This is a genomic window from Duganella sp. Leaf126, assembly GCF_001423125.1.
Taxonomy (GTDB): domain Bacteria; phylum Pseudomonadota; class Gammaproteobacteria; order Burkholderiales; family Burkholderiaceae_D; genus Rugamonas.
Genome location: NZ_LMNW01000012.1, coordinates 35156 through 61876, shown reverse-complemented (window position 1 = coordinate 61876; position 26721 = coordinate 35156). Strand labels below are relative to the sequence as shown.

Genomic DNA, 26721 nt, shown 5'->3' with positions numbered 1-26721 from the left:
CGGTGCGGAGGCGCTATAATGCCTGACCCGCGCTGTCCGTTTCCAACTTAGCCAACAACGTTAGCAACGTTAGCATCCCGTGAATCCACATCTCGACAAGCTGCAACCGTACCCGTTCGAAAAGCTGCGCCAGTTGTTCGCGCAGGTGACACCCAATGCGCAGTACAAGCCGATCAGCCTGGGCATGGGAGAACCCAAGCATCCGACGCCGCCGTTCATCGCGCAGGCGGTGATCGACAACATCGGCGGCCTGGCCACCTACCCCACCACCATCGGCACCGAAGCGCTGCGCAGTGCGATCGCCGGCTGGCTCGAGCGCCGTTACGGCCTGCCTGCCATCGATCCGGCCACGCAGGTACTGCCGGTCAACGGCTCGCGCGAAGCGCTGTTCGCGTTCGCGCAAACCGTGATCGACCCGGCCGCCAACGCGCTGGTGGTGTGCCCCAACCCGTTCTACCAGATCTACGAGGGCGCGGCCTACCTGGCCGGCGCCGAACCGTATTTCGTCAACTCCGACCCGGCCCGCAACTTCGGCTGCGACTACGACACCATCCCCGCTGCGGTCTGGGAGCGCGTGTCGCTGCTGTTCCTGTGCTCCCCCGGCAATCCCACCGGCGCCGTGCTCACGCTCACCGACTGGGAACACCTGTTCGCCCTCTCGGAGCGCTACGATTTCATCATCGCTGCCGACGAGTGCTATTCGGAGATCTATCACGGCGCCGAGGCCCCGCTGGGCGCGCTGCAGGCGGCCCACATGCTGGGCCTGTCGTCGGTGGACAAACCGTATGCGCGGCTGGTGGTTTTCTCAAGCCTGTCCAAGCGCTCGAACGTGCCCGGCATGCGCTCGGGCTTCGTGGCCGGCGACGCCGACGTGCTGAAAAAATTCCTGTTGTACCGCACCTACCACGGCAGCGCCATGAGCACTGCCGTGCAGGCTGCGTCGATCGCGGCGTGGAACGACGAAACCCATGTCGAAGCCAACCGCGAACAATACCGCGCCAAGTTCGACGCCATCACGCCGCTGCTGCAGCAGGTGCTGGACGTGGAACTGCCCGACGCCGGTTTCTACCTGTGGGCCGACGTCTCGCGCACCGGCCTTTCGGACACCGAATTCGCCCAGCGCCTGTATGCCGACTATCACGTGACGGTGCTGCCGGGCAGCTACCTGGCGCGCGACGCGCACGGCGTCAATCCGGGCCGCAACCGCATCCGCATGGCGCTCGTGGCCGAAACTTCGGAAGGCCTCGAAGCTGCGCAGCGCATTGTCCAATTCTGCAAAACCCTCGTTCAATAAAGACCATCATGACCCAACAACTCCAGCACATCATCGACCAGGCCTGGGAAGACCGCGCCAACATCAACCCTGCCAACGGCGCAGCCGAGCTGCGTGACGCCGTCTCGCACGTGATCGGCGGCCTCGATGCAGGTACCATCCGCGTGGCCGAAAAAACCAGCGGCGACTGGGTAGTGAATCAGTGGGTCAAGAAGGCCGTGCTGCTGTCGTTCCGCCTCGAGAACAACGTGGCCATGCCGTCGGACGGCACCATGCAGTTCTACGACAAGGTGCCGACCAAGTTTGCCAACTACACCGAGGCCGATTTCGCCAAGGGCGGCTTCCGCGTGGTGCCACCGGCCGTGGCGCGCCGCGGCTCGTTCATCGCCAAGAACGTGGTGCTGATGCCGTCGTATGTCAATATCGGCGCCTATGTCGATGAAGGCGCGATGGTCGATACCTGGGCCACCGTCGGTTCGTGCGCACAGATCGGCAAGAACGTCCACCTGTCGGGCGGCGTGGGCATCGGCGGCGTGCTGGAACCGATGCAGGCCAATCCCACCATCATCGAGGACAACTGCTTCATCGGCGCCCGTTCGGAAATCGTCGAAGGCGTGATCGTCGAAGAAAACTCGGTGATCTCGATGGGCGTCTACATCGGCCAGTCGACCAAGATCTACGACCGCGCCACGGGCGAAGTGACCTATGGCCGCGTGCCGGCCGGTTCGGTGGTCGTGTCGGGCAACCTGCCATCGGAAGACGGCAAGTACTCGCTGTACTGCGCCGTGATCGTCAAGCGCGTGGACGCCAAGACCCGCGCCAAGACCGGTATCAACGAACTGCTGCGCGGTATCTGATCGCAGCACTCTCCAGGGAGAAAGCGATGGCCATGGAACGCCTGTTCCAGCTGATGCAGGAAAAGCATGCGTCGGACCTGTTCCTCGCCGCGCACTCTCCCGTGCATCTCAAGATCGGCGGCAAGCTGGTGCCGGTCAACCAGCAGGCGCTCACGCCCGAGAACATCGAAGCGCTGCTGGCCCAGGTGGCCTCTCCGGCGCAGATGGCCGACCTGGCCGTCACCAACGAACTCAATATGGGCGTGTCGCTGGCGGGCGTGGGGCGCTTCCGCCTGTCGGCATTCCGCCAGCGCGGCAGCGTGTCTGCCGTGTTCCGCTATATTCCCGGCGACATCCCCGACCTGCAGGACTTGAAGGTGCCGTCCGTGCTGGCGGACCTGATCATGGCCAAGCGCGGCCTGCTGCTGGTGGTGGGCGCCACCGGTTCCGGCAAATCGACCACGATTGCCGCCATGCTCGATCACCGCAATGCCCATTCGGCAGGGCACATCCTCACGCTGGAAGATCCGATCGAGTTCCTGTTCAAGAACAAGCAGTCGATCGTCAACCAGCGCGAGATCGGCAGCGACGCCACCAGCTTTGCCACCGCCCTGCGCAACTCGATGCGGCAGGCGCCCGACTGCATCCTGATCGGCGAAATCCGCGACAAGGAAGCAATGGGCGCAGCCATCGCCTACGCGCAGTCGGGCCACCTGGTGGTGGCCACCCTGCACGCCAACAACAGCTACAACGCGCTCAATCGCATCATCGGCTTTTACCCGGTCGAGAGCCGCATGGCGCTGATGCAGGACCTGTCGTCGGCCGTAAAGGCAATCGTCTCGCAGCGGCTGGTGCCGGCACTGCACGGCGGCGCGCGCGCCGCTGCGGTCGAGGTGATGGTCAACTCGCGCGCGGTGGCCGAATTGATCGAAGCGGGCCGCATCGGGGACATCAAGGAGGCGATGGACAACAGCATGTCGCCCGGTTCGCAGTCGTTCGAGCAGGCGCTGGTCAACCTGGTGCGCGATGGCGTGATCAGTGCGGAGGAAGCGCTGGCCAATGCCGATTCCGCCACCAACCTGCTCTGGCAGCTCAATAACGCGCTCGATCAGAAGGAAGCCGCCGGTCAGGCTGGCACCAGCACGCCGTCGGCGTCGTTTTCGGGATTTACGCTCGATACCTGATGCGGTTGCAGTGCCGAGCTCAGGAAACAGGTGCTTGGACGTCCACCACCACCCCATTGACGATGCGATAAGGCATGTGCACCCTGGCGTTCGACACGCCGCCGAAATCGACCGGATCGCGCGTAATCACGACGCGCCTTCCGACATCCGCCGTCGCACGAATGATGCAGTCTGGCAGCTTCTTGCGCGTCGCCCCGCGCAGCTCCGTGGCGCGGTGCATGATGGCGTCGTCGGTATGGATGACATCGATCCCGAGCATGTACAGCTCGATTTCCAAGGTATATCGCTGCCGGACGTCGAGCTTGCAGCAAGCCTCCATCCATGTGTTGGCGCTGATCGCAGCGTGGTCGTACGCGGCAATCTCCGACCGTGCCTCGGTATAGCCGAGGGTGTGGTCGATGATGATATTGGAATCGAACAGCACTAAGGCCATTCTGCGCGAAGTGCTTGCTGATATACCAGGCCGTCGCGCGGCATACCTGGCTCTCCGGACCATATCCCGCTGCTGTTTTGCAGAATGGCGAAACGCCTGGCGCGCCGCTCTTCCAACGTCAGGCCGGTCAGATCGAGCCTGGAAACTGGTAACGTATTGTCCTCAACAGCATAGGTCGATTGCGACGACCGCATTTGCTGCAAGCCCTGCTTGACCACCGCAGACAGGATGTTCGATGGGTCAGTTTTACTTTCCTGGGCAGCAGCGCGCAAATGCGCGAGCTCGGTGTCGTCGATGTCGATATCCAAGGTAATTCGGGTCATGACCGGCTCCCAGTCGCTGTATATAAAACCAGTCTAGCGCATTTGCACGCTCAAATCTTTTATCGCCAATTGTGCCTGGAAATTTTTGCCAAATTTTGTGGCTTCGGACGCGCATGATAAGCTATAGCCCCCGCAAAGCAGCAACCACAGCAGCGACCCTATACGAGCCCCAGAACGTCCATGAAAATCACCGTCTACGGCATCCCCAACTGCGATACCGTCAAAAAGGCACGCACCTGGCTCGCCGACCACCAGCATCCATTCGTTTTTCACGATTTCAAGAAACAGGGCCTGACGCGGGAAACCGTCGCTGCCTGGCTCGCGCAGGTGCCGCGCGAGGTGCTCGTGAATAAAAAAGGCGCGACCTGGCGCGCCCTGCCCGACGAGCGCAAGGCGGCCATCGTCGACGACGAGGCGGCGTTGGCGCTGATGCTCGAGCATCCGTCGATCATCAAGCGCCCGGTGCTGGACAAGGATGGCACATTTGCCGTCGGTTTCAGCGACGCCCACTACCAACAGCTCTTCAATTCCTGACATGACACCTTCGAAAACCCTGGCGCTGACCGAAAAACTGATTTCGCTGTCTTCCGTCACCCCCGACGACAAAGGCTGCCAGCAGCACCTGATCGACCTGCTCACGCCCCTGGGGTTCGTGTGCGAAACCATCGTCTCCAACGATGTCACCAACCTGTGGGCGCGCCGCGGCACGACCTCGCCGGTGCTGGTGTTTGCCGGCCACACCGACGTGGTGCCCACCGGTCCGCTCGAGCAATGGCAGTCGCAGCCCTTCACGCCCACCCAGCGCGACGGCAAGCTGTATGGCCGGGGCGCGGCCGACATGAAGACGTCGATTGCGGCCTTCGTGGTGGCGGTCGAGGAGTTCGTCGCCGAACACGCCAACCACCAGGGTTCGATCGCTTTGCTGATCACCAGCGACGAGGAAGGCCCGGCCATCGACGGCACGGTGGTGGTGTGCAACCTGCTCAAGGAACGCGGCGAAACGCTGGACTACTGCATCGTCGGCGAACCGACGTCCGACGAAACGCTGGGCGACATCATCAAGAACGGTCGTCGCGGTTCGCTGTCGGGCAAACTGACCATCAAGGGCGTGCAGGGCCACATCGCCTACCCGCAGCTGGCGCGCAACCCGATCCACCTGGCCGCGCCGGCGCTGGCCGAACTAGTGGCGGAGGTCTGGGACGAGGGCAACGAGTACTACCTGCCCACGTCGTGGCAAATGTCGAACATTAACGCCGGCACGGGCGCCAACAACGTGATTCCGGGCGAGATGGTCATCGACTTCAACTTCCGCTTTTCCACTGCCAGCACGCACGAGGAACTCAAGCGCCGCGTGCACGCCATCCTCGACAGCCACGGCCTGCACTACGAACTGAACTGGGCGCTCAGCGGCCTGCCCTTCCTGACCCCGCGCGGCACCTTGAGCGATGCCTTATCAAGCGCGATCAAGTCCGAAACCGGCGTGGACACCGAGCTCTCGACCACCGGCGGCACGTCGGACGGGCGCTTTATCGCCCAGATCTGCCCCCAGGTGATAGAATTCGGCCCTCCCAACGCCAGCATCCACAAAATCGACGAACATATCGAGCTGCGCTTCGTCGATCCGCTCAAGAATATTTACCGCCGCACGCTGGAAAACCTGCTGGCCTGACGCCGCGCGCCAGGCAGGCGCCCGGCACCTTACCGAACGAGATAGCCATGAACACCACTCCCTTCACCACGCCGCGCGACCTGCTGCGCTACGCCGTCACCCGTTTCAATACGGCCAAGCTGTTCTTCGGCCACGGCAGCGCAGAAGCATTCGACGAAGCCGCTTACCTGATCCTGCACACGCTCAAGCTGCCGCTCGATCGGCTCGAGCCGTTTCTCGATGCGAAGCTGCTGCCCGAAGAAGTGGCGTCGGTCCTGGCCGTGATCTCGCGCCGCACCGATGAGCGGGTGCCGGCCGCCTACATCACCAACGAGGCATGGCTGGGCAGCTACAGCTTCTACGTCGATGAGCGCACCATCGTGCCGCGCTCCTTCATCGCCGAGCTGATTCCCGAGTATTTTGCACCGTGGGTCAACTCGCCCGAGAATATCGAAAACATCCTGGAACTGTGCACGGGCTCCGGCTGCCTGGCGATCATGATGGCCGACGCCTTCCCCGACGCGCACGTCGATGCTGTCGATATTTCGGCCGACGCGCTGGACGTGGCGCGCAAGAACGTCGCTACCTACGAACTACAGGATCGCCTGACGCTGATCGCGTCGGACCTGTACGCCAATGTACCGGCCAAAAAATATGACCTGATCATCACCAATCCGCCGTACGTGAATTCCTCGTCGATGAGCAAGCTGCCGATGGAATACCGCGCCGAGCCGGAACTGGCGCTCGACGGCGGCAAGGACGGCATGGACATCGTGCGCCGCATCGTGGCCGGTGCCGCCGAGCGGCTGACCGACGACGGTCTCCTGATCGTCGAAATCGGCAATGAAAAAGAGTTTGCCGAAGCCGCCTTCGGCGACATGGGTCTGACCTGGCTCACCACCAGCAACGGCGACGACATGGTATTCCTGCTGACCGCCGACCAGCTCAAACTGTAAAAGAACACAATGATCCGCTTCATACAAGTTAGCCTGATGCGCGGCACCAAGCCGCTGCTGGAACAAGTCGATGTCACCCTCAATCCCGGCGACAAGATCGGCCTGATCGGCGCCAACGGCGCCGGCAAATCGAGCCTGTTCGCCATGATGCGCGGCGAGCTCCATCCCGACCAGGGCGAAATCGACTTCCCGGCTAAGTGGCGCGTGGCCCACGTGGCCCAGGAAACCCCGCCGCTCGAACGCGCGGCGCTCGACTACGCGATCGACGGCGATGTCGGCCTGCGCAAGCTCGAAGCCGAACTGGCGCGCCTGGAAGCGGCGCCCGAGTCGTCCGAGAACGGCATCGCCATCGGTAACGTCTACAGCGCGCTGGCCGACGCCGACGCCTACACCGTGCAGTCGCGCGGCGAACAGCTGCTGCTGGGCCTGGGATTTACCATCGAACAGATGCAGCGTCCCGTGTCGAGCTTCTCCGGCGGCTGGCGCATGCGCCTGAACCTGGCGCAGGCGCTGATGTGCCCATCGGACCTGCTGCTGCTCGACGAACCGACCAACCACCTGGACCTGGACGCCATCATCTGGCTCGAGGACTGGCTCAAGCGCTACCCCGGCACCCTGATCATCATCTCGCACGACCGCGACTTCCTCGACGAGGTGGTTAACGTGGTGGTGCACATCGACGAGCGCAAGCTGAAACGCTACTCGGGCAACTATTCGTCGTTCGAGCGCCAGCGCGCGGCGCAGATGGTGCTCGCTGCCGGCGCGCTGGAGAAGCAGCAGCGCAAGCGCGCCCACCTCGAGTCGTTCGTCAACCGCTTCAAGGCGCAGGCCTCCAAGGCGCGCCAGGCGCAGAGCCGGATGAAGGCGCTGGCCAAGATGGAAGAACTGGCGCCGCTGCGCGCCGCTGCCGAATTCTCGTTCGAATTCCGCGAGCCGCTCAGCGCCCCGAACCCGCTGCTGGTGATGGAAGACGTCGATGCCGGCTACCGCATCGAGAACGAGAAGACCGGCGAAGTCACCACCAAGACCATCGTCAACCAGATCAAGTTCTCGCTGCAGATCGGCCAGCGCATCGGCCTGCTCGGCGTGAACGGCGCCGGCAAGTCGACGCTGATCAAGACCATCGCCGGCGAGCTGGCGCCGCTGACCGGTGACGCCACCGTCGGCAAGGGCCTCAACATCGGCTACTTCGCCCAGCACCAGGTCGAGATGCTGCGTCACGACGAGTCGCCGCTGTGGCACCTGGCGAAGATCGCGCCGACCGTGCGCGAACAGGAGCTGCGCAACTTCCTCGGCGGCTTCAACTTCCCCGGCACCATGGTGACCAGCTCGATCGGGCCGTTCTCGGGCGGCGAAAAGGCGCGCCTGGCGCTGGCGCTGATCGTCTGGCAGCGCCCCAACCTGCTGCTGCTCGATGAACCGACCAACCACCTGGACCTGGAAACGCGCGAGGCGCTGACCGAGGCGCTGGCGCAGTTCGGCGGCACGCTGGTCGTGGTGTCCCACGACCGCCACCTGCTGCGCGCCACCACCGACGAATTCATCATCGTCGCCGACGGCAAGCTGCAACCGTTCGACGGCGACCTGGACGACTACAAGGACTGGCTGTTCAAGACCAAGCTCGGCAAGGGCACGGACGTGCTGCCGGCAGCGGGCAAGGCCAACAAGACCGACTTCCCGGTCAGTTCGCCCGTGGCGGCGCCGTCCGCCCCGGTGGTCAACACCAAGGAGCAGAAACGCAAGGAAGCGGAAGACCGCCAGCGCTTGGCCGCACTGCGCAAGCCGCTGGAGCAGAAGATCAAGCGTCTGGACGACCAGATCGCCAAGCGCAGCGCGCAAAAGGCGGAAGTCGACGGCCGCCTGGCCGATGCAGCGCTCTACGAGGCGGCCAACAAGGCCAAGCTGAAACAGGCGCTGGCCGACCAGGCCTTCTTTACCAAGGACCTTGGCGAACTGGAAGCGCAGTGGCTGCAGCTGCAGGAAGAGCTGGAAGCGCTGGCATAAGTGGAGTAGGCTAAAGCGGCATTACGCCGCCTGACGTGGCACGCATGGCAGTTTGCGGATCGACATCAGCTTGTCGATATCGACCACGATCAGGCGGCGGCCATCGACTTCGCCGATGCCGAGCAGGTAGTTCACGGCAGGCGCGGCGCCAATGCCCGGAAACGGCTGCAGCTGCTCGACGACCAGCGAGACGATGTCGGTGACGCCATCGACCACCATCCCCATCACGCAGCTCGACAGCTTCAGGATGATCACGTCCGTCTGCGGATCGTGCCGGCTCGCCCTCGGCCCGAAAGCGATGCGCATGTCGACGATGGGCATGATCACGCCGCGCGAAACGGCCACCCCGCTGATGATTTCCCCGTCCGACGAAAAGCGTTCGAGTTCCTTGAGCGGCCGCAGTTCCTGTACCTTGGCAAAGTCGAGCGCGTAATCGAGGCCGCCGAGCCGGAACACCAGGTATTGCCGCGCGGTCGATGCGGTGACGTCGGCATCAACGTGGGCTGAGCGTGATTGTGGGGCTGGATGCGACATGATGATCCTTTCGTCCTCGCGCCTGCGGTAACAGGCATGTGCCATCCTAACCGTCCGCCCCCGCGAGCATGTTGACTGCCGTCAACTTTTTCCGGGCGCGATACCGGCTGTTTGCTAGAATGCGCCGATGAACCCGCAGATCGATATCAACGACGTTGAGCTGAGCGCCATTCGCGCCCAGGGACCGGGCGGCCAGAACGTCAACAAGGTCTCCAGTGCCGTGCACCTGCGCTTTGCGATCGCCGCGTCGTCGCTGCCCGACCCTATCAAGGAACGCTTGCTGGCCCTGCGCGACAGCCGCATCACGCGCGACGGCGTGGTGGTCATCAAGGCGCAGCAGTCACGCAGCCAGGAAGCAAACAGGGAAGACGCGCTGCGGCGCCTGCAGCAACTGGTGGACAGCGTGGCGGTGCTGCCGACCGTGCGCCGACCGACCAAGCCGACGCGCGGCGCACAACGCCGCAGGCTCGATGGCAAATCCAGGGACGGCGAGCGCAAACAGCTGCGCGGCAAGGTGGTCTTCTAAGGCTGGCAGCTCGCCCGCAGCGCCGCTCACAGCTCGGCCAGCAACTACCAGGGGCAGCGTGGTGCGCAAGCAAAGGTTGCTGAACGCGGTGAGATGGACCGACGCCTGGGCTGCACGCCAGCTGCCCGTGTGCCTGCGCGAGCGCGACGCCCTGCCCGCTCCGGCGCGTCAGCTGGTGGCGGCGCTGCTGGCCTAATCGTCTTGCGGCGGCGCCCAGTGGACCGGTCCGGCGCTGCCGGAAAACAGCACCGCTGCGCCGACGGCCGGCGTGCGCACCCTGGCCTTGAGTTCCCTGGCCGGGTAGTCGTAGGGCGCCGCGCCGGCAGGTGCGTACGTCATCGGGCGCAGCTGGACGTCGCCGGTCAGCAGCTGCACCGCGCACTGCGACTGGCCGATCAGGGCGCGCTTGTCGCTGTCGATCTGCGCCACTTCGGCGCGCGCCTGGGTTTCCTGCGCCTGCGCGGCCTTGAGCGCCAGCGAGATGCGGCCCACCGCGCGCAATGCCGGTCCGACCGCCGTGGCCATGCGGTGGAACAGCGGTTCCTGTTCGGGCGACAGCACCACTTCGCGTTTGCGCACGCGGGTGGCCAGGGTCAGGTAGTTGCGCACGTCGGCCTGGCTGGTGATGGCATCCATCTCGGTCTGGCAGCGGGCGGCTTCGCGACGGGCCGCTTCCACCCTGGGCAGCAGTGCGGCGCTGCGCTTGTCGTAGCTGGTGGTATCGGGCACCAGCACGTAGAGCAGCATCTCGCTTTGCTTGCGCGGGCCGGCGTGGACGATGTCGATGCGGCGCGCGGCGATCGCACAGCCTTCGGCGATCTTGATGACCACTTCGTCGGCCATGATCTCGCAGTTGCTGGCCTCCCCGATCACGACGCGGGTGCCGGAGATGACGCAGTTTTCGGCGCGGGTCAGCGCCACTTCTCCCTTCCTGGTCTGCAGCACGGCGCCAGAGGCCACGCCGCGCACGCGGATGGCGCCGTCGGCGTTGAGCGCTGCGCCGCCCATCAGGTTGCGATGCAGCGAAATGTCGCCGCCGCGCGACTCGATGCTGCCGTAGACGTCGCCGTGGATGGTGATGTTGCCGCCTTCGACGCGGCGCTGCTCCTGCACCGCGCCGAATTCCTCGTACTCGCCGGTCAGCTGCAGGTTGCCGGTCGTACGCGCGCTGACACCCTCGCGGCTGATGATCTTCGGGCCGATCGAGATGCGGCGGGTCTTGGGGTCCACGCTGATGAATCCCTCCACCGCCGAAACCAGGTATTCGCCATCGCGAAAATGTTCGATCACGGTGCCGGCGCCGGCCACCGACGTCAGTTCCAGATCCCTGGGTGCCGGCGGCTCGATCACCTTGCCCGACATCTCGAAACCGCGCACGCCCGGTACCGGCGGTACCTTGCGCAGCAGCTTGACGTGCGGCTTCACCTGCGGGAAACGGTTCTGGAACGTCTGCAGATCGAGCCGGCCATCGGATTTTTCGCGTGGCGCATTGCTGCGATGGATGTCGCGCGAGACTTCCACGATGGCGGCGTCGCGCCCGGGCATGGCGTTCAGGCGCCGCGCGACCGTGATGCGCGCCACGCGGCCGGTGGCGATCACGTCGCGCACGGCCGGCGCATCGATGCCGAAGCGGATACCCTTGGCCCACATGTCGGCGACGAATTCATCGAAGGTGAGCCGCGCCGGTTGCGGCGGCAGACCGGGCACGTCGACGAACACCTGCTCGAAATAATACTCGGCCTCGCCGCCGATGACCTTGACGTTCTTGTACAGCTGGCGGCGCGCCGGTTCGAACGGTGCAATGCGGTCCGCGAAGCGCAGCAGCGGGCGCCCGGCCAGGGCCGGCGGCAGGTCGGGGCCGGCGTCATAGATCATCTTGGAGAAGATCGCGTAGTGCAGGCCGGCGAAGCAGGCGCCGCCCAGAAAGACCTGGCCCACCGCCGCCAGGCGCGCTGCCGGCGTGGCGGCGACGTCGAAGTAGATGCCGTCGTCACGCTTGACGAGCGCAGCGGGCAGTTCGCCCCCGGCGCCTGCATTCAACGTCGTTGCGTTTGACACGGTAATCCCCACGAAGATGTACGTCGGAGCACGTTGCCCCTTCACTTTTTTAATGTTGTCGGTAGATTAGCATGAACTGTTGCGATTGGGTGAGCGCCGCTAGGCGCCGGCCGGGTCCAGGTGCCAGTCCAGCGACCCTGCGCTCTCCCAGAACAGCACGGCACCGCCGGACGCGCCGCGCAGGCGCTGCTTGATCTCGCGCACCGGCTGCTGCGCCAGCGCTGGCGTGGCGCCGATCGCCGACGCGGCCGCATCGGCGTCGGCCCCGGCGCAGGGCATGGTGCGCACCACGGTTTCGCCACTGATCATGTGCAAGCCACAGCGCGCGGTGCCGGCGGCCGCCAGCTTTTGCGCCAGCACCGCGTGCTGCCGGTCGCGCAGCAGCTTTTGCTGGGTGAGCGCGATCTGGCCGTCCTTCTTCAGGCGGTCCAGCGCCTGCATCGGCTGCGCCACGCCGGCGGCGATCTTGCGCAGCAAATGGGTCTGCTCGGGCGACACCGTCAGTTCCTGGTTGCGCAGCTTGCGCGACAGCGCGATATAGCGCCGCACGTCGGGCAGTACCGCCAGCTGGGCCGCCTCCTGTTCGTACGACGCCAGTACCCGGTCCAGTTCGGCCAGGCGCAGCGCGATGTCGCCCAGCTCGCGGTCGTAGCGGGCGACATCGCGCAGCAGCACGTGCACCACCATCTCGGTGCGACGGCGCGGACCGGCACAGTCGATCTCCACGTCGCGGCCAGCCACCGCGCAGCCTTCGGCCGTGGTGATGCGCAGGACATCGGCGACGATTTCGCAGTTGGAGGCCTCGCCGATGGTCACGGTGCCGCCGGAGATCACGCAGTTCTCCGCGCGCGCCACGGTGATCGCGCCGGCGCCCGTATGAATCACCGCGTTGGAGGCCACGCCGGCGATGGCGATCGGACCGTTGGCGTTGCGCACGCTGCCGCCCACCAGGTTGCGGTCCAGTACCACGGCGCCGCCGCGCGAATGGATATTGCCATAGACGTTGCCGTGCACCGTGATGTCGCCACCGGTGACGTCGCGCTGCTCCTGCACGTCGCCGTATTCTTCGTAGGCGCCGGCCAGCTCGAGGTTGCCGGTGGTGCGCCCGCTGACGCCGTCGAGGCTGACGATCTTGTCGGTGACGGACACGCGGCCGGATTTGGCATCGACCGCCAGAAACCCGTCGCGCACCGAGACCAGGTACTCGCCGTCGGCCAGCGTCTGCACCTCGGTACCATCGCCTGCGCGGTGACGCAGCACCAGGTCGGCAGGCGGCGGCGGGGCCGTCATGCGCCCGGCCAGGTCGTAGCCCGGCAGGCCGGGCGCGCAAGGCACTTTTTTCAGCAGCCGCACGCCGGCCTTGATCTGCGGGAAGCGGTTCTCGAAACTGTGCAGATCGATGCGGCCGTCGGCGCGCGCCTTGGGCGCGTCACTGCGGTGCAGCGCCTCCGACACTTCAAGCACCGCCGCATCGCGGCCCGGCTCCGGTTCGAGGTCGGTGGCGAACGTGATGCGCTGGGCCTTGGCCGACCGGATGGCGGTGGTGACGGCCGCCACGTCGATGCCGAAGCGGATGCCATGGCGCCACATGGCCGCGACGAATTCGTCGATGTCGAGCTGCGCCACCCGTTCCGGCAGCACCGTGCCATCGGCCAGCACCTCCTCGTCGAGGAACAGCGGCTCCACGTAGTATTCGGCGTAGCCGCGCCCCGGCTTGGGGCTCTTGTAGAGCGCCAGGCGGCTGGCGTCGATCGGCCGCACGGCTGCCGCCACGCGCACGGCCTGCGCAGCACCGAGCGCCGGCCCGACGTCGTACAGCGCCTTGATGAGAACGGGATACGAGAGCCCGGCCAGATAAAAACCGGCGCCGAACACCTGGTTGATGGCGGCTGCCCGCGCCGGCGGCGGCAGGCCCAGGTCGATGTAGATGCCGTCGGGGCGCTCGGTCAGGCCCATGGGCAGGCTCGCATCGGGCGCGGGTAGCGCGGACACGGCCGAAAGCGCTGCTGTGGCAACGTCTGGAACCACGTTCTTCCTCCAGAAAGAACACGCGGCCGACAGGCATTGCGTGTAATTAACTAATATTACACAGAGCTAACAAAAAGAAAAGCACTATCCCACATGACCAAACGCCAACTGTGATGGAATTGCCACAAGTGACCCCGTCCATAGTAAAACGCCCGCCACGGGACGGTGGCGAGCGCAGGGTGCAGGGTGCAGCGATCGGGGAAGACTAGCGGCGCGGCGGCAGCGCATAGACCTCTGCCCCGGCTTCGTTGATCTGGCGCCGCAGGTCGCGCCGCTCGTCGGCGGTCATGCGCCCCACGCGGCGGTTCATCTCGGCGTTACGGTTACCATCCTGCACGGCGCGGCGCTGCTCGTCGGCGCGCGACTCGTAGGCGCGCGGATCGGGCTGGCGCGATTGCTCCTGGCGCATGTCGGAACGCATGTCCTGCCGCATGTCCTGCCGCATATCCTGGCGCATTTCCTGCGGCCTGGCCCCACCCTGAAAGCTGCGCTCGTCGCGGCGGTCCTGCCCTGCCGACTGCGCAGGCAACGCCGCCAGCACACCACAGCTCACCACGACGCAAGCCAGCGTGGATCGAACGCAAAAAGATGCGCTTGCTGCCGCGTGAATTTTTTTGAGGTCGATGAACATGGCATTCCTAACAGGTGATTCCATGTCCGCAGTGTATGATGGTTTGCACGGGGGAGTAAGACGAATCGGGTAAAGTTTGTAACACTTTGTAATGCCTTAAAGCAGACGTTTTCGACTTGCGATTATGACGTTACCATAGAGACATCGATAAGACAACATGGCACAGAAATGACCACGACTACACCTGAATCCAACAACACTGGCGGCAGCACTGCCGTCAACCAGCATGGCCATCAGGCCAAGATTATGGTAGTGGACGACGACGTGCGCCTGCGCGACCTGCTGCGCCGCTATCTGACCGAACAAGGCTTCAACGTCTTCACCGCGGAAAGCGCCACTGCCATGAACAAGCTGTGGCTGCGCGAGCGCTACGACCTGCTGGTGCTGGACCTGATGCTGCCGGGCGAAGACGGCCTGTCGATCTGCCGCCGTCTGCGCGGCGCCGGCGACCAGACGCCGATCATCATGCTCACTGCCAAAGGCGAAGACGTGGACCGCATCGTCGGTCTCGAGATGGGCGCCGACGACTATCTGCCCAAGCCGTTCAATCCGCGCGAACTGGTGGCGCGCATCGGCGCCGTGCTGCGCCGCCGGGGTCCCGATGAGATTCCCGGCGCACCGTCCGAAACCCCGCAAACCTTCGAGTTCGGCCAGTTCGTGCTGGACCTGGGCACCCGCACCCTGAAAAAGGCCGGCGAAACCGTGCCGCTCACCACCGGCGAATTCTCCGTGCTCAAGGTATTCGCGCGCCATGCGCGCCAGCCGCTGTCGCGCGAGAAGCTGATGGAACTGGCGCGCGGGCGCGAATACGAAGTCTTCGACCGCAGCCTCGACGTCCAGATCTCGCGCCTGCGCAAGCTGATCGAACCCGATCCATCGAGCCCGCTGTACATCCAGACCGTGTGGGGACTCGGCTATGTCTTCATCCCGGAGGGACAGCCGCGCTGAGCGCGGGACACCCATGAAGTCCAAGCCGAAGTCGCCGCTCAAGCGGTCGTTCACGCTCCGTCTGGCCAGCCTGAAAAGCGGCTTGTTCTGGCGCACCTTCATCCTGCTCGGCGCGCTCACCACTGCCAGCATGGCCGCCTGGGTGGGCATGATCAGCGTGGTCCAGCACGATCCGCAGGTGCAGCAGATCTCGGCCCAGGTGGTGTCGGTGGTGACCATCACCCACGCCGCCCTGACCCACTCGGCGCCCGAGCTGCGGCGCGAGCTGCTGTTCGACCTGGTGTCCAACGAAGGCATCCGCGTGTTCACGCTGGAGGCGGACGACCAGGTCGATCCACCGCCCAACAATGCGCTGATGCCCGACATCGAAAAACTCGTGCGGGCCAAGCTGGGCCGCGATACGCGCTTCTCGTCCAAGGTCAACGGCGTCTCCGGTTTCTGGGTGTCGTTCAAGATCGATGGCGACCAGTACTGGCTGATGCTCGAGCGCGAACGCATCCGCGGCCTGACCGGCATCCAGTGGCTGGGCTGGGCCAGCGTGGTGTCGATCATGTCGCTGCTGGGCGCGGCCATCATCTCCAGCCTGATCAACCTGCCGCTGCGCCGGCTGACCAAGGCCACGCGCGCCTTTGCGCAAGGCCTGCGCCCCGATCCGCTGCCGGAAAAAGGGCCGAACGAAATCCTCGAGGCCAACCGCTCGTTCAACCAGATGGTGCTGCAGCTGCAGCAGGTGGAATCGGACCGCGCCGTGATCCTGGCCGGCATCTCGCACGACCTGCGCACGCCGCTGGCGCGCATGCAGCTCGAAGTGGAGATGGCCAACCTGTCGCACGAGGCGCGCGAAGGCATCCAGTCCGACATCGGCCAGATGGACGCCATCATCGGCCAGTTCCTCGACTATGCGCGGCCTACCGAGGCGTCCAGTTTCATCGATGTCGACATCAGCGAGCTGCTCACCGATGTCGCGCACGACGCGGCGCGCCTGCCGGACGTGCGCGTCAAGACCGATATCGCGGCGGACGTGCACGCGATGGGCAACGCCACCGACCTCAAACGCGTGCTCGGCAACCTGGTGGAAAACGCCCGCCGCTACGGCAAGACGCCGGAGCAGGACGTGACCGAGCTCGATATCGCCTGCAGCGTCACCGGCACCGGGACCGGCGCACGCGTGATCATCGAGGTGGCGGACCACGGCCCCGGTGTGCCCGACGACCAGATCGCCCAGCTGCTCAAGCCGTTTACGCGGCTCGATACGGCGCGCGGCCAGGCCAATGGCGCCGGGCTCGGCCTGGCAATCGTCGACCGCGTGCTGCGCCGCCATGGCGCCGAACTGACCGTGCGCAACCGCGACGGCGGCGGCCTGGCCATCCGCATCGCGATGAAAAGCGCATGAGCAGGCCTTTCCTGATCGCGGCAGCGCTGGCTGCCGGCGCACTGTCGGCGGCGGCGCTGGCCGCGAGGCCGGTCAAGCCGGCGCTGGAGCGCGCACCGACCGCCGAAGAACGGCAATCGTTCGAGGAATTTTTCAGCGCCCGCCGGGCGGCGACGCCGGCCGGCCCGTGGGCCGCGCGACCCCTGTTCGCGCCGATGTTCGAGATTGACCGCGACGCCGGCGGCAAGCCGTGGCGCGTGATCGCCCGCGTGGACGCGGCGCCGCGCCGCTCGCATCCGGACCTGTGCCGGCAAATCCGCTCCAGCTTCATTTACGACGCGACGGCGCCGCGTGGCGCGCGCTGGCAGGAGGCGGCCGAGCCGCCGCGCTGGTACGTCTGGCTGGCCACCCCCAACGTCCCGTGCGCCGCAGCGCGCTACACGACCTTGCAGGATCCGAAGGTGGCCGGGGCCGACGTAGTGGCGCTGCTGCGCCAGCACCGTGAACTGCTGGGCCGCGCGCGGCTGCTGTTTGCCGGCCACTCGCAATGCGCACCGTACCGCGCGCTGACGTACCGGCTGGCGGCGCTGGAACCGCTGGCGCCCGCTGCCGGCGCGCCGCAGATGCTGGGCATGGTGTTCGAGAGCGACCGCCGCGCCGTGGCGCGCGTGGCCGTGCGCAAGCACGGCAGCGAATACACGGCGTGGAATGTCAGCTGCAGCGGCTGACGGACGCCAGGCAGCCTAGCTGCCGGACTGGCGGTCGCGGGCCGGCTCGGCGCGGGCCGGCTCGGCGCGGGCCAGCAGCTTGGTCAGCAGCAGCTCGGCCGAGCCGTAGCCGTACAGCGAATCGGCCTCGAAGCCGACCGTTTCGTACGGCACCGATTCCTCGCGTTCGGAGCGCGCCGGGTCGTTGGCGGAATAGGTCACGCGCCAGGCCCGCTTGAGGGCATCGGCGCGGCGCAGGAACTGCGGCATCGGCCACTGGGCCGGATCGAAGGCGTCGGCCTCGCCGAGCACGCGCCAGTGGCCACTGACCAGCGCCATGTCGCCCACCCGCAGCACCTTGACGGCGTCCTGCGCACCGAGCGACTTGAGCCGTTCCAGCTCCGGCAGGCGGTCCTCGCGGGGACCGAACAGATAGGCCAGCATGATCTTGCTGCCTGGCGATAAACGCGCCACCAGGCCGGCGCCGTAACCACCGTCGAGCAATGGCACGACGAAAAAACTACCTTCTTGATACGACTGCCTCATTCAAATCCTTTCGCTACCCGTTGCGGCCGGGGTTGCTGATATTGCTGATATTGCTGATATTGCTGATATTGCTGATATTGCCGGTGCTGCTGTTACCGCCGTGATTGCTGTTACTGCTGACGGTGCCGGTGCAGTGCCGCTGCTCCGGTATCGCCGGTCCTGCCGTGGCCGCTACGCTGGCGCCTCGCGGCGCAAAGCCGCAGTGTAGCGGCGGCGCGCTGATTGTGGCGCACGCGTGGCGCCAGCGTCACAATCATGGCCGCTGCCTGGCTTGATGGGGCGTCAACGATGACGTTTGTGTTACACTCGCGGTTCGCTAGGGGTCCTGGAATCGTTTCCGGGTGAGAGATACCCTTCGTACCTGATCTGGATAATGCCAGCGAAGGAAAGCGCAAAAGTCGGCCCTCCCCTCCTTTGATGTCTCTCTTCGCGGCGCCCAGCCGAACCAGCAAAGAGCAGACACCATGTCCACACCACATTTCGCCGTATCCGTCATCGCCCTGGCAGTGCTTCAATCGTTTGCGGGCGCCGCCATGGCCGACGACGCCGGGCAGCCGCTGCCCGAAGTCGTCGTCAGCGCCGTCAAGGCCCGCGCCAGCACCGCCGCAATCGGCGGCTTTTCCAACGCGCCGCTGCTCGACACGCCGGCATCGCTGAGCGTGATCACGTCGCAGCAGATGCTCGACCTGCAGATCCGCTCCACCACCGACGCCGCCCGCTACGACGCCAGCCTGTCGGACGCCTATAACGCGGTCGGCTATGCCGAACAGTTTTCGATCCGCGGCTTCAAGCTCGACAACGGTTCGAGCTACCGCAAGGACGGCATGACCATCGCCGGCGACACCCAGATCGCACTGGAAAACAAGGACCGGCTCGAAGTGCTCAAGGGCCTGTCCGGGCTGCAGGCCGGCGTGTCCGCGCCAGGCGGCGTACTCAACTACGTGACCAAGCGTCCGACCGACACGCCGCTGCGCACGGTGGTGCTGGAAACGCGCGAGCGCGGCACGCTGTACGGTGCGGCCGACCTCGGCGGCCGCTTCGAGGACACGCGCTTCGGTTACCGCATCAACGTGGTGGCCGAGCGCCTGCGCTCGATCGTCAGGGGCGCCGACGGCAACCGCAAGTTCATTTCGGCCGCCTTCGACTGGCGCATCTCGCCGCAGGCCCTGCTGCAGATCGATGCCGACTACCAGCGCAAGTCGCAGCTGACCGCACCCGGCTTCCAGCTGCTCGACAACACCACGCTGCCGTCGATCGACCCCGATACCATGCTCAACGACCAGCCGTGGGCGCGGCCGGTCAGGACCACCAGCAGCAACCTTGGTGCCCGCTTCGAGTACACGTTCTCGCCCGCGTGGAAGGCCAGCGTCAGCGCCAACCAGAACACCTTCAGGCGCGACGACTACACGGCCTTCCCTTACGGCTGCACGGCGCAGAACCTGTTCCCCGGCTTCTGCGGCAATGGCGATTACGATGTCTACAACTACATCAGCGAAGGTGAGAAGAAGTCGCCGCTGACGGTGCAGGCGCTGCTGCAGGGACGCTTTGCCACCGGCACGTTCGACCACGCGGTCACGCTCGGCAGCTCGCTGATGCGCAACAGCGAAAAATGGGGCGACGACCTGTACGATTTTTCCGGCGTCAGCAATATCTACCGCCCGGTAGTGGTGCCGCCGGCGCCCGGCACCAGCGGTCCGGTGTCGGAGCGCCGCTACACCAACGAGCGGTCGCTGTTCGGCCAGGACATCGTCAGCCTGAGCGCGCAGCTCAAGCTGCACGCGGGTGCGCGCTACGTGCAGGTGCGGCGCAGCCAGTACGTCGGCGCGGACGACAACGGCGTGGTCCTGCCGTACGCCCGGACCGACGCCGGCTTCTGGCTGCCGAACCTGGCGCTGGTGTACAGCCTGCGTCCCAACGTCGCGCTCTACACCTCGTATGCGCAAGGCCTCGAGCATGGCGGCGTGGCGCCCAAGGGCACCGTCAATGAGCGCCAGGCGCTGGAACCGGCCAAGTCCAAGCAGGTGGAACTGGGCGTCAAGGCCGACATTCGCAACGACCTCAGTGCCACGCTGGCGCTATTCCAGATCCGCAAGGGTCTCGAATATGTCGATGCTGCGTCCAATGTCTTCGTGCGCAACGGCCAGGCCCAGAACCGCGGCCTGGAGATGGGTCTCAACGGCCGCGTCACGCGCGACCTCACGCTGGGCGTCAGCGCTACCGCGCTCAACACCCGCCAGCGCGACACCGGCCAGGCCAGTCTCGATGGCAAGCGCGTGACCAATGTGGCGGCCTTTAAATCATCGGTGTACGCCGACTACGCGGTGCCGCAGGTGCAGGGCCTGAGCGTCAGCGCCAACTGGCAGTATTCGGGCAAGAAGGCATTCGATGCCGAGAACACGGTGTTCGTGCCCAAGTACCACCTGATGAACTTTGCCGCAGCCTACGCCACCCGCGTCGGCGGCGTCGCCACCACGCTGCGCGCCGGCATCGACAACGCATTCGACAAGTTCTACTGGCGCGATGTCACGCCGGACCTGGGAGGCTACCTGATCCCGGGCGCCTCGCGCACCGGGCGCGTGTCGGCGCAGTTCGACTTTTAGGATGGGGGCCGGGTCACCTGCTGGCGGTCCAGGCAGGTGACTTGCGGGCCTGCCGCCGGGGGACGTTCCGGTTCAAAAAATCAGCTGCACCCGCAGCGAAAAACTGCGGGCAGCACGGCCCGTGTTCTTGCCGAACAGGTAGGCCAATTCGTACTTGACTTCACGTTCGCCGCCGGCGCCGATATCGCGGTGACCGTAGATCATCGGGCCGGCGCGGTGCGATTGCTGCCGGGACGGCAGCCAGTCGTTCCATTGGCCGACTTCGCCGAATGCCTGGATGCCGGGCTGGAACCACGGCTTCCAGTGCTGCTTGACCTGGAGCTGGTAAGTGAGCTCGACGCCGCGCGGCGGTACCTGGCCGGTTTGGGCGGCTTGGGCGGTTTGGCCGGTTTGACCATACCTGCGCTGGAAGAACAGGTTGGCGTTGAACTGGGTGCGGCCGATCTCGGTCTGCAGCACCGGCCCCCATTCGGCGGAATACCCGCCTGCCGCATCGTGACCCTTGGCGACCTTGGTGTGCAGGGCCAGGTCGAACGGATACTGACCCTGGGTCAGCATGTAGTCGTTCTGCCAGGCCGTTTCGACCATCTTCCCGGCGCCGTTACCCACCCGCAGCCACTGCACATACACCTCGGTATACCAGCGTGACGTGACACCGTAGCCGACGCCGAGTTCCGGCGAAGCGACGGTACCGTCGCTGTAGCGGGCGTTCCAGTACTTGTAATCGATCGAGGTCTGCCCCGCCACATCGTAGGTGGAGACCAGGTAATAGCCGGTATCGGCCTGCGCCGCGCAAGGCCAGACCAGGGTTGCCGCCAGCATCAGCAGGCAGGCACGTTGGGGGTGCCGTCTCATGGGGTCAGATGATGCGCTACCTGTGCCAGGCGCCGGGCCGGATCGCCCGTCACCTCCAGGTAGGGAATGCTGCGCGCCGCCAGCTCCTGCAGCAGCATGACGTGGACGCGCACGCTCACCTGCTGCGACTCGCGCTGCAGGCCGTCGGCCACCCACGGAATGTCGGGCGCGGTGAGCACGGTGCAGGCATAGTCGCGCTGGTGGGCGTCGGCCAGCAGCGCCAGCTGGTCATCGATGCCGCCGAAGTAATGGCGGCTGTAGATGGCGGTCATCAACGGCGTGGTGTCGCAAAACAGGTAGCGGTGCGCCAGCGGCAGGGCCGCGTCTTCGCGCAGGCGCTGGGTGCGGGCGATGTGGATCTGGTCCTGCGCGACCGGCACGCGCGCTTCGGTATCGACGAATTCCCGCAAATACTCGGGCACCCATACCGTACCGTAATGACGCGCCAGCGCCGCCGCCAGCGTGGTCTTGCCGGACGATGCGGTGCCCAGGATGGCAACCTTCGATGGCGCCGCATCCATGGTCATGCCCGCCGTCGCGCCGGTACTCATTCGAGCACCAGGCGTCTGCCGCCGCCGCCATCGCTGCCGCTGCCACCGGTCGGCATGCCGGCCGACTGCTGCCAGGCACGCAGGCCGGCGATCGCCATGCCGACGAAGACGGCGTAGAGGATGGCGGTGAGCACCAGGTGCTTGTGCAGGTACAGGCCCACGTACAGCACATCAACGATGATCCACACGTGCCAGTTCTCCACCTTTTTGCGCGACAACAGCAGCTGCCCCACCAGGCTGCCGGCCGTCAGAAACCCGTCCGCATGCGGCACGTCGGTATCGGTCCAGGTCTTGAGAAACCACGCCAGCACCACGAAGCCGGCCAGCCAGCCGCCGGCGACCAGCCAGCGCCCGCGTGCACCGAGCGCGGTCACCGCCAGGCCGGCGCCCGGGGCGCCCAAATCGGCATCACGGTGGCGCAAGTCGCCGCGCAGCCACTGGCGCCAGCCATAGACCGAGACCGCGATGAACACGAACTGCAGGCCCATGTCGCCATACAGGCGCGAGCCGAAGAACACCATCGCGTAGGTGGCCGACGAGACGATGGCAAACAGCCAGGCCCAGTGACTCTGGCGGATGTTGAGCCATACCGTGAGCACCGACAGCCCGAACGACAGCAGCTCGAGCGGGGTCGTGACGAATACCGCCAGGTGCAATGGCAGGTTCATGAACCCGAGCAGTGCTGTCAGTGCGTGCATGGCTTATCGCGCGGCCTTGGTGGGATACTTGATGGTCATTTCCTGCAGCAGGTTGTCGGCATGGTCGACTTCCTTCATGATCCACAGCATATACCGGATGTCCATGTGGATGGCGCGGGTGATCTCGGGATCGAAGTACCAGTCCTTGGTGATCGATTCGTAGGTCGAGTCGAAGTTCAGGCCGATCAGCTCGCCATTGCGGTTCATCACGGCCGAACCGGAGTTGCCGCCCGTGGTATCGGCGCTGGTCAGGAAGTCCACCGGCACCGTGCCCAGTACCGGATCGCGGAACTGGCCGTAGCGCTTGGCCTTGATCGCATCGAGCAGCTTTTGCGGCGCGTTGAACGGGTCCTTGCCCGTGTGCTTCTGGACGATGCCTTCGACCGTGGTGAACGGTCCCTTGGTGATGCCGTCGGCCGGCGAGTACGGCGCCACGGTGCCGTAGGTGACGCGCAGCGTGGAGTTGGCATCCGGGTACACCGGCTTGCCCTGCGATTTCTTCCACGCGATCACGGCCGCCATGTACTGCGGGATCACGCGTTCGAGGTTGCCATCCAGCTCGGCGCGGCGGTCCTTGAGCGACTGGGTCACGCCGTCGAGCTTGAGCGCGAGCTGCAGGAAGGCGTCGTCGGCGGCCTTGACCGCAGCTGCGTCCTTGTCCATCCAGCCCACGCGGGTGGCGGTGTCGCCCAGCCGGGTGCCGGCATACAGCGCCGGTACGGCGTCCGGCGCGGGCAGCAAAGCGTCCAGGCCCTGCACGTGCAGCGACTTGGGCAGCCTGGCGTAGCGCTGCAGGGCGGCCGCAAAGCGCGCCTGGTCCACGCCGGCCACGTACGATTGTTCGAGGCGGTTCAGGCGCGCGCGGATCATGTTGCGGTCGCGCTGCTGGTAGCCGACTTCGCGCTCGGCGTCCGGCTTGGCGCTTTCGCTGGCCAGGCGCACCAGGGTCGTCGCGCTTTTCAGCAGATCGCTGGTGTAGGCCACGCCATGACCGAACTCCTCGTCGGACAGGGCGATGTCGGCAGCGATGACCGCATCGAGTTCGGCCAGCAGCTGCGGCGACCTGCCCGGCTGCCTGGCGTACCAGGCGCGGAATTCGGCGTCCTGCGCATCCTTGATGGCGGCGATGTCGCGGCGCTTGAAGCCGTCCGACAGGCCCTGCGCCTTTTTCATCACGTTGTTGAGACTCTTGGCCACGCTGGCATAGCGCACCTCGTCCGCCGGCTTGCCCCTGGTGGCGGCGGCAATGACGTCGAGGTCGGCCTGGATCTCGGCCACGCGCTGCGGAAACGCGACATCGCGCGCGGCGCGCACTTCGGACGGCAGCTTGTAGCGGCTGGTGCGGCCCGGGTAGCCGGCCAGCAGCACCGGGTCGCCGTTTTTCAGCCCTGCAGCCGACACCACCAGGAAGTCTCTCGACTGGTACGGGACGTTGTCCGGCGACGGATCGGCCGGCAGGCCGTCCTTGCCCACGTAGGCCCGCAGGAACGAATAGTCGCCCCCCTGGCGCGGCCACTCGTAGTTGTCGATATCGCCGCCGAAGTTGCCGATCATGTCGGCCGGCGCATACACCAGGCGCACGTCGCGTATCATCATCTGGCGGATGCGGTAGTACTCCAGCCCGCGATGGAAGGCCGGTACCGAGCAGCGGTAGGCGCCGGCGCTGCCGCCGCTTTCGCATTCGGCCACCAGTGCCTTGACCGCCTTCTCGACCGCGTCGTGGCGCTGCTTGCCGGTCATGGCCGGCGTGACGTTCCTGAGCACGCGCGCGGTGACGTTTTCCACCTTGTCGGTCACATACACCAGCGTATTCGGGCCGCCCGGCAGCTCTTCGGCGCGGGTCCTGGCCAGGAAGCCGTTCTCGATATAGTTGTGTTCAGGGGTCGAGTTGCGCTGGATGGCGCTGTAGGCGCAATGGTGATTGGTGACCACCAGGCCGGCGTTGGACACGAACGACGCCGAGCAGCCGCCCAGCGACACGATCGCGCTCATCGGGTGTTTCGACAGGTCGGCCAGCTTCTCGGCCGGGATGGCGATGCCGATCTTTTTGAGTTCGGATGCCAGTTGCGGCAGCTGGTACGGCTGCCATTGCCCTTCGTCGGCGTGCGCCGACGTGACTGTCGCGCAGATCATGGCGACAGACATTGCGATTTTGTTTAACAAGATAGAAGCCCCTGGTTGAAAGTCAGCGGCAGTATAGTCCTTTTTGCAGCTCAGCTCCACGTCAGGTCGAGGTGCAGGCTCAAGCGGCAGCCGCCGCCGGCCAGGTAGGGTTGCACCTCGAGCCGCCCGCCCAGCGCCTGCACGCGCTGGGCCATGCCGATCAGGCCGAACGACTCGCTCTTGGCCCGCTCTTCCGGCGCCAGGCCGATCAGGCCGAACGACTCGCTCTTGGCCCGCTCCTCCGGCGCCAGGCCGATGCCGTTGTCGCTGATGCTCAAGGTCAGCTGCCCTTCGTGCACCGCCAGCGCGATCGCCACGTGGGTGGCGCGCGCATGCCGGCGCACGTTGGCCAGCGCTTCCTGCAGGCAGCGAAACAGTACGATCTCCACGTCGGGCGCGATGGAGGAAAACGCGGCTTCCGGCGGCAGCGACAGGTCGCAGGCCAGGCCGCTGCGCTTGCGAAATTCCGCCGCCTGCCATTCGAGCGCCGCCTGCAGGCCCAGGTCGAGCACGGACGGGCGCAGGTCGTTCATGATGCCGCGCACGCTGCGGATGGTGGCGTCGAGCTGGTCGAGCGCGCCCTGGGCGCGCTGGCGCAGGCGCGGATGCCGCGAGCCGGTGCGCACGACCAGCAGCGACATGTCGATGCGCAGCGCCAGCAGGTTCTGCCCCAGTTCGTCGTGCAGGTCGCGCGCAATGCGCTTGCGCTCTTCTTCCTTCACCGATTCGAGGTGATAGGCCAGCTTGCGCAACTGTTCGCGCGACTGCTGCAGCGCGGTTTCCGTGCGTTTGCGTTCGCCGATCTCCATCGTCAGCAGGCGGTTGGCGGCGGTCAGTTCGGCGGTGCGCGCCGCCACCCGTGCATCGAGTTCGCGCGACAGCGCCAGCAAATCGGCGTCGCTGCGGCGCTGCGCCGTGACATCGGAAAACACCCCGATGTAGCGGCAGATGGTGCCCTGCTCGTCGCGGATCACGGTAATCGACATGCTGACCACGTAGGGCGTGCCGTCGCGGCGCCGATTGTACAAGTCGCCCTGCCACTTGCCTTCGGCCTGCAGGCGCCGCATCGCTTCGGCGTGGTAACCGGGGGGATGGGCGCTCTGGCGGCCGAGAAAACGCGGATTGCGGCCCAGCGCTTCTTCCACCGGGTAGCCGGTCAGCGTGGTAAAGGCCGGATTGACGAAGACCAGGTCGGCGTTGGCGTCGCACACCATCACGCCTTCGCCCAGGTGCTCGAGCACCTGGAACGCGCGCTGGCGCGCCGCCTCGCGCGCGCGGTCGGTGCCGATGTCGGTGAGGATCACGCGGAACAGGCGCGCATCGGGATCGGCGTTGACGTCGAGATGGACCTGGCGGCCCGCATCTGCCGCAGTAGCGCCGCGCGGATCGAACAGCGGCACTTCGAGCGTGGTGCGCTCTCCGCTCACCAGCACGCCGGCCAGCAGGCGCCGCAGCGCAGCCTGCGCCGCCGGCGCCACGAACTGCTCGAGACGTTTGCCCGGCAGCGCATCGCGCGCCACGCCCAGCAGCTCGCCGGCAGCGAGATTGGCGCGCGTGATGCCGCCATCGACGTCCAGCGACAGGTAGCCGGCAGGCGCCTGGTCGTACAGCGCAGCGTAGCGCTCGCGCCCTGCCTCGGCCTGATCGCACTCGGATTGCAGCTCGGCCAGTGCCTGCAGCTGCATGTCCAGTTCGACCTGGCTCACCTGCAGTTCATGCCACTGACGCAGGGCATCGCTGCCGGGCGGCTGACGGTCGCGGCCCTTGTCGCGCAGCGCCGTCACCGCCTGTTCGGCGGCGTGGCGCAGACGGTCGGCGTCGAGTTCCGGGCGGGGCGGCTTGCGCAT

The 26721-nt window shown here is 65.9% G+C and carries 24 protein-coding genes and 1 riboswitch; of the genes, 12 read left to right on the top strand and 12 right to left on the bottom strand.

Annotated elements, in window-relative coordinates; translation table 11 throughout:
- The first annotated feature begins 79 nt into the window (after positions 1-79).
- The 3 genes from dapC to ASF61_RS08010 are packed head-to-tail and all read left to right on the top strand — an operon-like array spanning position 80 to position 3293.
- The gene (gene dapC / locus ASF61_RS08020) at positions 80-1294 is read left to right on the top strand and encodes a succinyldiaminopimelate transaminase (RefSeq protein WP_056153705.1); all 1215 of its coding nucleotides are present in this window, start codon (positions 80-82) and stop codon (positions 1292-1294) included.
- 8 nt (positions 1295-1302) lie between these two features.
- Positions 1303-2130 carry a 2,3,4,5-tetrahydropyridine-2,6-dicarboxylate N-succinyltransferase gene (dapD, locus tag ASF61_RS08015; protein WP_056153701.1) on the top strand — a complete coding sequence of 276 codons (828 nt, stop codon included), beginning with the start codon at positions 1303-1305 and terminating at the stop codon, positions 2128-2130.
- Positions 2131-2156: 26 nt separating this feature from the next.
- Positions 2157-3293 carry a PilT/PilU family type 4a pilus ATPase gene (locus ASF61_RS08010; RefSeq protein ID WP_056153699.1) on the top strand — a complete coding sequence of 379 codons (1137 nt, stop codon included), beginning with the start codon at positions 2157-2159 and terminating at the stop codon, positions 3291-3293.
- Positions 3294-3312: 19 nt separating this feature from the next.
- Here the strand turns inward: ASF61_RS08010 and ASF61_RS08005 are convergent, their stop codons facing one another.
- The gene (locus ASF61_RS08005) at positions 3313-3726 is read right to left on the bottom strand and encodes a PIN domain-containing protein (RefSeq protein WP_162241979.1); all 414 of its coding nucleotides are present in this window, start codon (positions 3724-3726) and stop codon (positions 3313-3315) included.
- Complete coding sequence (locus tag ASF61_RS23195) at positions 3717-4049, bottom strand: hypothetical protein (RefSeq protein ID WP_056153693.1); 333 nt, start codon at positions 4047-4049, stop codon at positions 3717-3719. Before ASF61_RS23195 ends, ASF61_RS08005 begins: the two co-directional genes overlap by 10 nt.
- Before the next feature lie 180 nt (positions 4050-4229).
- Here ASF61_RS23195 and ASF61_RS07995 point away from each other — a divergent pair, with 180 nt between their 5' ends.
- From ASF61_RS07995 to ASF61_RS07980, 4 genes are read left to right on the top strand one after another with little or no spacing between them, the layout of a single operon-like run.
- Entirely contained in the window at positions 4230-4583 is a 354-nt protein-coding gene (locus tag ASF61_RS07995) for an ArsC family reductase (RefSeq protein WP_056153690.1), read from the top strand.
- A gap of 1 nt (position 4584) precedes the next feature.
- Positions 4585-5718 carry a succinyl-diaminopimelate desuccinylase gene (dapE, locus tag ASF61_RS07990; protein ID WP_056153685.1) on the top strand — a complete coding sequence of 378 codons (1134 nt, stop codon included), beginning with the start codon at positions 4585-4587 and terminating at the stop codon, positions 5716-5718.
- Positions 5719-5765: 47 nt separating this feature from the next.
- The gene (gene prmB / locus ASF61_RS07985; protein WP_056153681.1) at positions 5766-6653 is read left to right on the top strand and encodes a 50S ribosomal protein L3 N(5)-glutamine methyltransferase; all 888 of its coding nucleotides are present in this window, start codon (positions 5766-5768) and stop codon (positions 6651-6653) included.
- A gap of 9 nt (positions 6654-6662) precedes the next feature.
- Positions 6663-8657 (top strand): ATP-binding cassette domain-containing protein, encoded by a 1995-nt coding sequence (locus ASF61_RS07980; protein ID WP_056153677.1) that lies wholly within the window; start codon positions 6663-6665, stop codon positions 8655-8657.
- Positions 8658-8678: 21 nt separating this feature from the next.
- On the opposite strand, the gene ASF61_RS07975 is transcribed toward ASF61_RS07980, so the two are convergent.
- Positions 8679-9191: a chemotaxis protein CheW gene (locus ASF61_RS07975; protein WP_056155335.1), complete on the bottom strand. Its 513-nt coding sequence runs from the start codon at positions 9189-9191 to the stop codon at positions 8679-8681.
- A 127-nt stretch (positions 9192-9318) separates the two neighbouring features.
- Here ASF61_RS07975 and arfB point away from each other — a divergent pair, with 127 nt between their 5' ends.
- Complete coding sequence (arfB, locus tag ASF61_RS07970) at positions 9319-9717, top strand: alternative ribosome rescue aminoacyl-tRNA hydrolase ArfB (protein WP_056153671.1); 399 nt, start codon at positions 9319-9321, stop codon at positions 9715-9717.
- A 192-nt stretch (positions 9718-9909) separates the two neighbouring features.
- Here arfB and ASF61_RS07965 read toward each other — a convergent pair whose 3' ends face one another.
- The 3 genes from ASF61_RS07965 to ASF61_RS07955 all read right to left on the bottom strand — a co-directional run bounded on the left by ASF61_RS07965 (position 9910) and on the right by ASF61_RS07955 (position 14359).
- Entirely contained in the window at positions 9910-11775 is a 1866-nt protein-coding gene (locus tag ASF61_RS07965; RefSeq protein WP_229205764.1) for a flagellar assembly protein A, read from the bottom strand.
- Positions 11776-11874: 99 nt separating this feature from the next.
- A complete protein-coding gene (locus tag ASF61_RS07960; protein WP_229205763.1) occupies positions 11875-13767 on the bottom strand; it encodes a flagellar assembly protein A in 1893 nt (630 codons plus the stop codon).
- Positions 13768-14008: 241 nt separating this feature from the next.
- Positions 14009-14359 (bottom strand): hypothetical protein, encoded by a 351-nt coding sequence (locus ASF61_RS07955; RefSeq protein ID WP_056153662.1) that lies wholly within the window; start codon positions 14357-14359, stop codon positions 14009-14011.
- Between the two features lie 321 nt (positions 14360-14680).
- Here ASF61_RS07955 and ompR point away from each other — a divergent pair, with 321 nt between their 5' ends.
- Genes ompR through ASF61_RS07940 form a run of 3 tightly spaced genes read left to right on the top strand, consistent with a single transcriptional unit; the run spans position 14681 to position 17482 of the window.
- On the top strand, positions 14681-15382 hold the full coding sequence (ompR, locus tag ASF61_RS07950) for a two-component system response regulator OmpR (protein WP_227012300.1): 702 nt from the start codon (positions 14681-14683) through the stop codon (positions 15380-15382).
- A 13-nt stretch (positions 15383-15395) separates the two neighbouring features.
- Positions 15396-16775 carry a sensor histidine kinase gene (locus ASF61_RS07945; protein ID WP_056153659.1) on the top strand — a complete coding sequence of 460 codons (1380 nt, stop codon included), beginning with the start codon at positions 15396-15398 and terminating at the stop codon, positions 16773-16775.
- Positions 16772-17482: a hypothetical protein gene (locus ASF61_RS07940; RefSeq protein WP_056153656.1), complete on the top strand. Its 711-nt coding sequence runs from the start codon at positions 16772-16774 to the stop codon at positions 17480-17482. The genes ASF61_RS07945 and ASF61_RS07940 overlap by 4 nt, the downstream gene beginning before the upstream one ends.
- A 15-nt stretch (positions 17483-17497) precedes the next feature.
- Here ASF61_RS07940 and ASF61_RS07935 read toward each other — a convergent pair whose 3' ends face one another.
- Positions 17498-18007, bottom strand: a complete 510-nt coding sequence (locus ASF61_RS07935; RefSeq protein ID WP_056153651.1) for an Imm26 family immunity protein — start codon at positions 18005-18007, stop codon at positions 17498-17500.
- Positions 18008-18315: 308 nt separating this feature from the next.
- A riboswitch (TPP riboswitch) is annotated at positions 18316-18412 on the top strand.
- 59 nt (positions 18413-18471) lie between these two features.
- Here ASF61_RS07935 and ASF61_RS07930 point away from each other — a divergent pair.
- The gene (locus tag ASF61_RS07930; RefSeq protein ID WP_056153646.1) at positions 18472-20607 is read left to right on the top strand and encodes a TonB-dependent siderophore receptor; all 2136 of its coding nucleotides are present in this window, start codon (positions 18472-18474) and stop codon (positions 20605-20607) included.
- 72 nt (positions 20608-20679) lie between these two features.
- Here ASF61_RS07930 and ASF61_RS07925 read toward each other — a convergent pair whose 3' ends face one another.
- From ASF61_RS07925 to ASF61_RS07905, 5 genes are all read right to left on the bottom strand, one after another.
- Positions 20680-21462, bottom strand: coding sequence for a hypothetical protein (locus tag ASF61_RS07925; RefSeq protein WP_056153642.1), 783 nt, complete (start codon positions 21460-21462; stop codon positions 20680-20682).
- Positions 21459-22013 carry an AAA family ATPase gene (locus ASF61_RS07920; protein WP_229205762.1) on the bottom strand — a complete coding sequence of 185 codons (555 nt, stop codon included), beginning with the start codon at positions 22011-22013 and terminating at the stop codon, positions 21459-21461. Before ASF61_RS07920 ends, ASF61_RS07925 begins: the two co-directional genes overlap by 4 nt.
- Positions 22010-22681, bottom strand: coding sequence for a nicotinamide riboside transporter PnuC (gene pnuC, locus ASF61_RS07915; protein ID WP_056155330.1), 672 nt, complete (start codon positions 22679-22681; stop codon positions 22010-22012). Before pnuC ends, ASF61_RS07920 begins: the two co-directional genes overlap by 4 nt.
- Positions 22682-22714: 33 nt before the next feature.
- A complete protein-coding gene (locus ASF61_RS07910; RefSeq protein WP_229205761.1) occupies positions 22715-24856 on the bottom strand; it encodes a S46 family peptidase in 2142 nt (713 codons plus the stop codon).
- Between the two features lie 68 nt (positions 24857-24924).
- Positions 24925-26721: a PAS domain-containing protein gene (locus ASF61_RS07905; protein WP_056153639.1), complete on the bottom strand. Its 1797-nt coding sequence runs from the start codon at positions 26719-26721 to the stop codon at positions 24925-24927.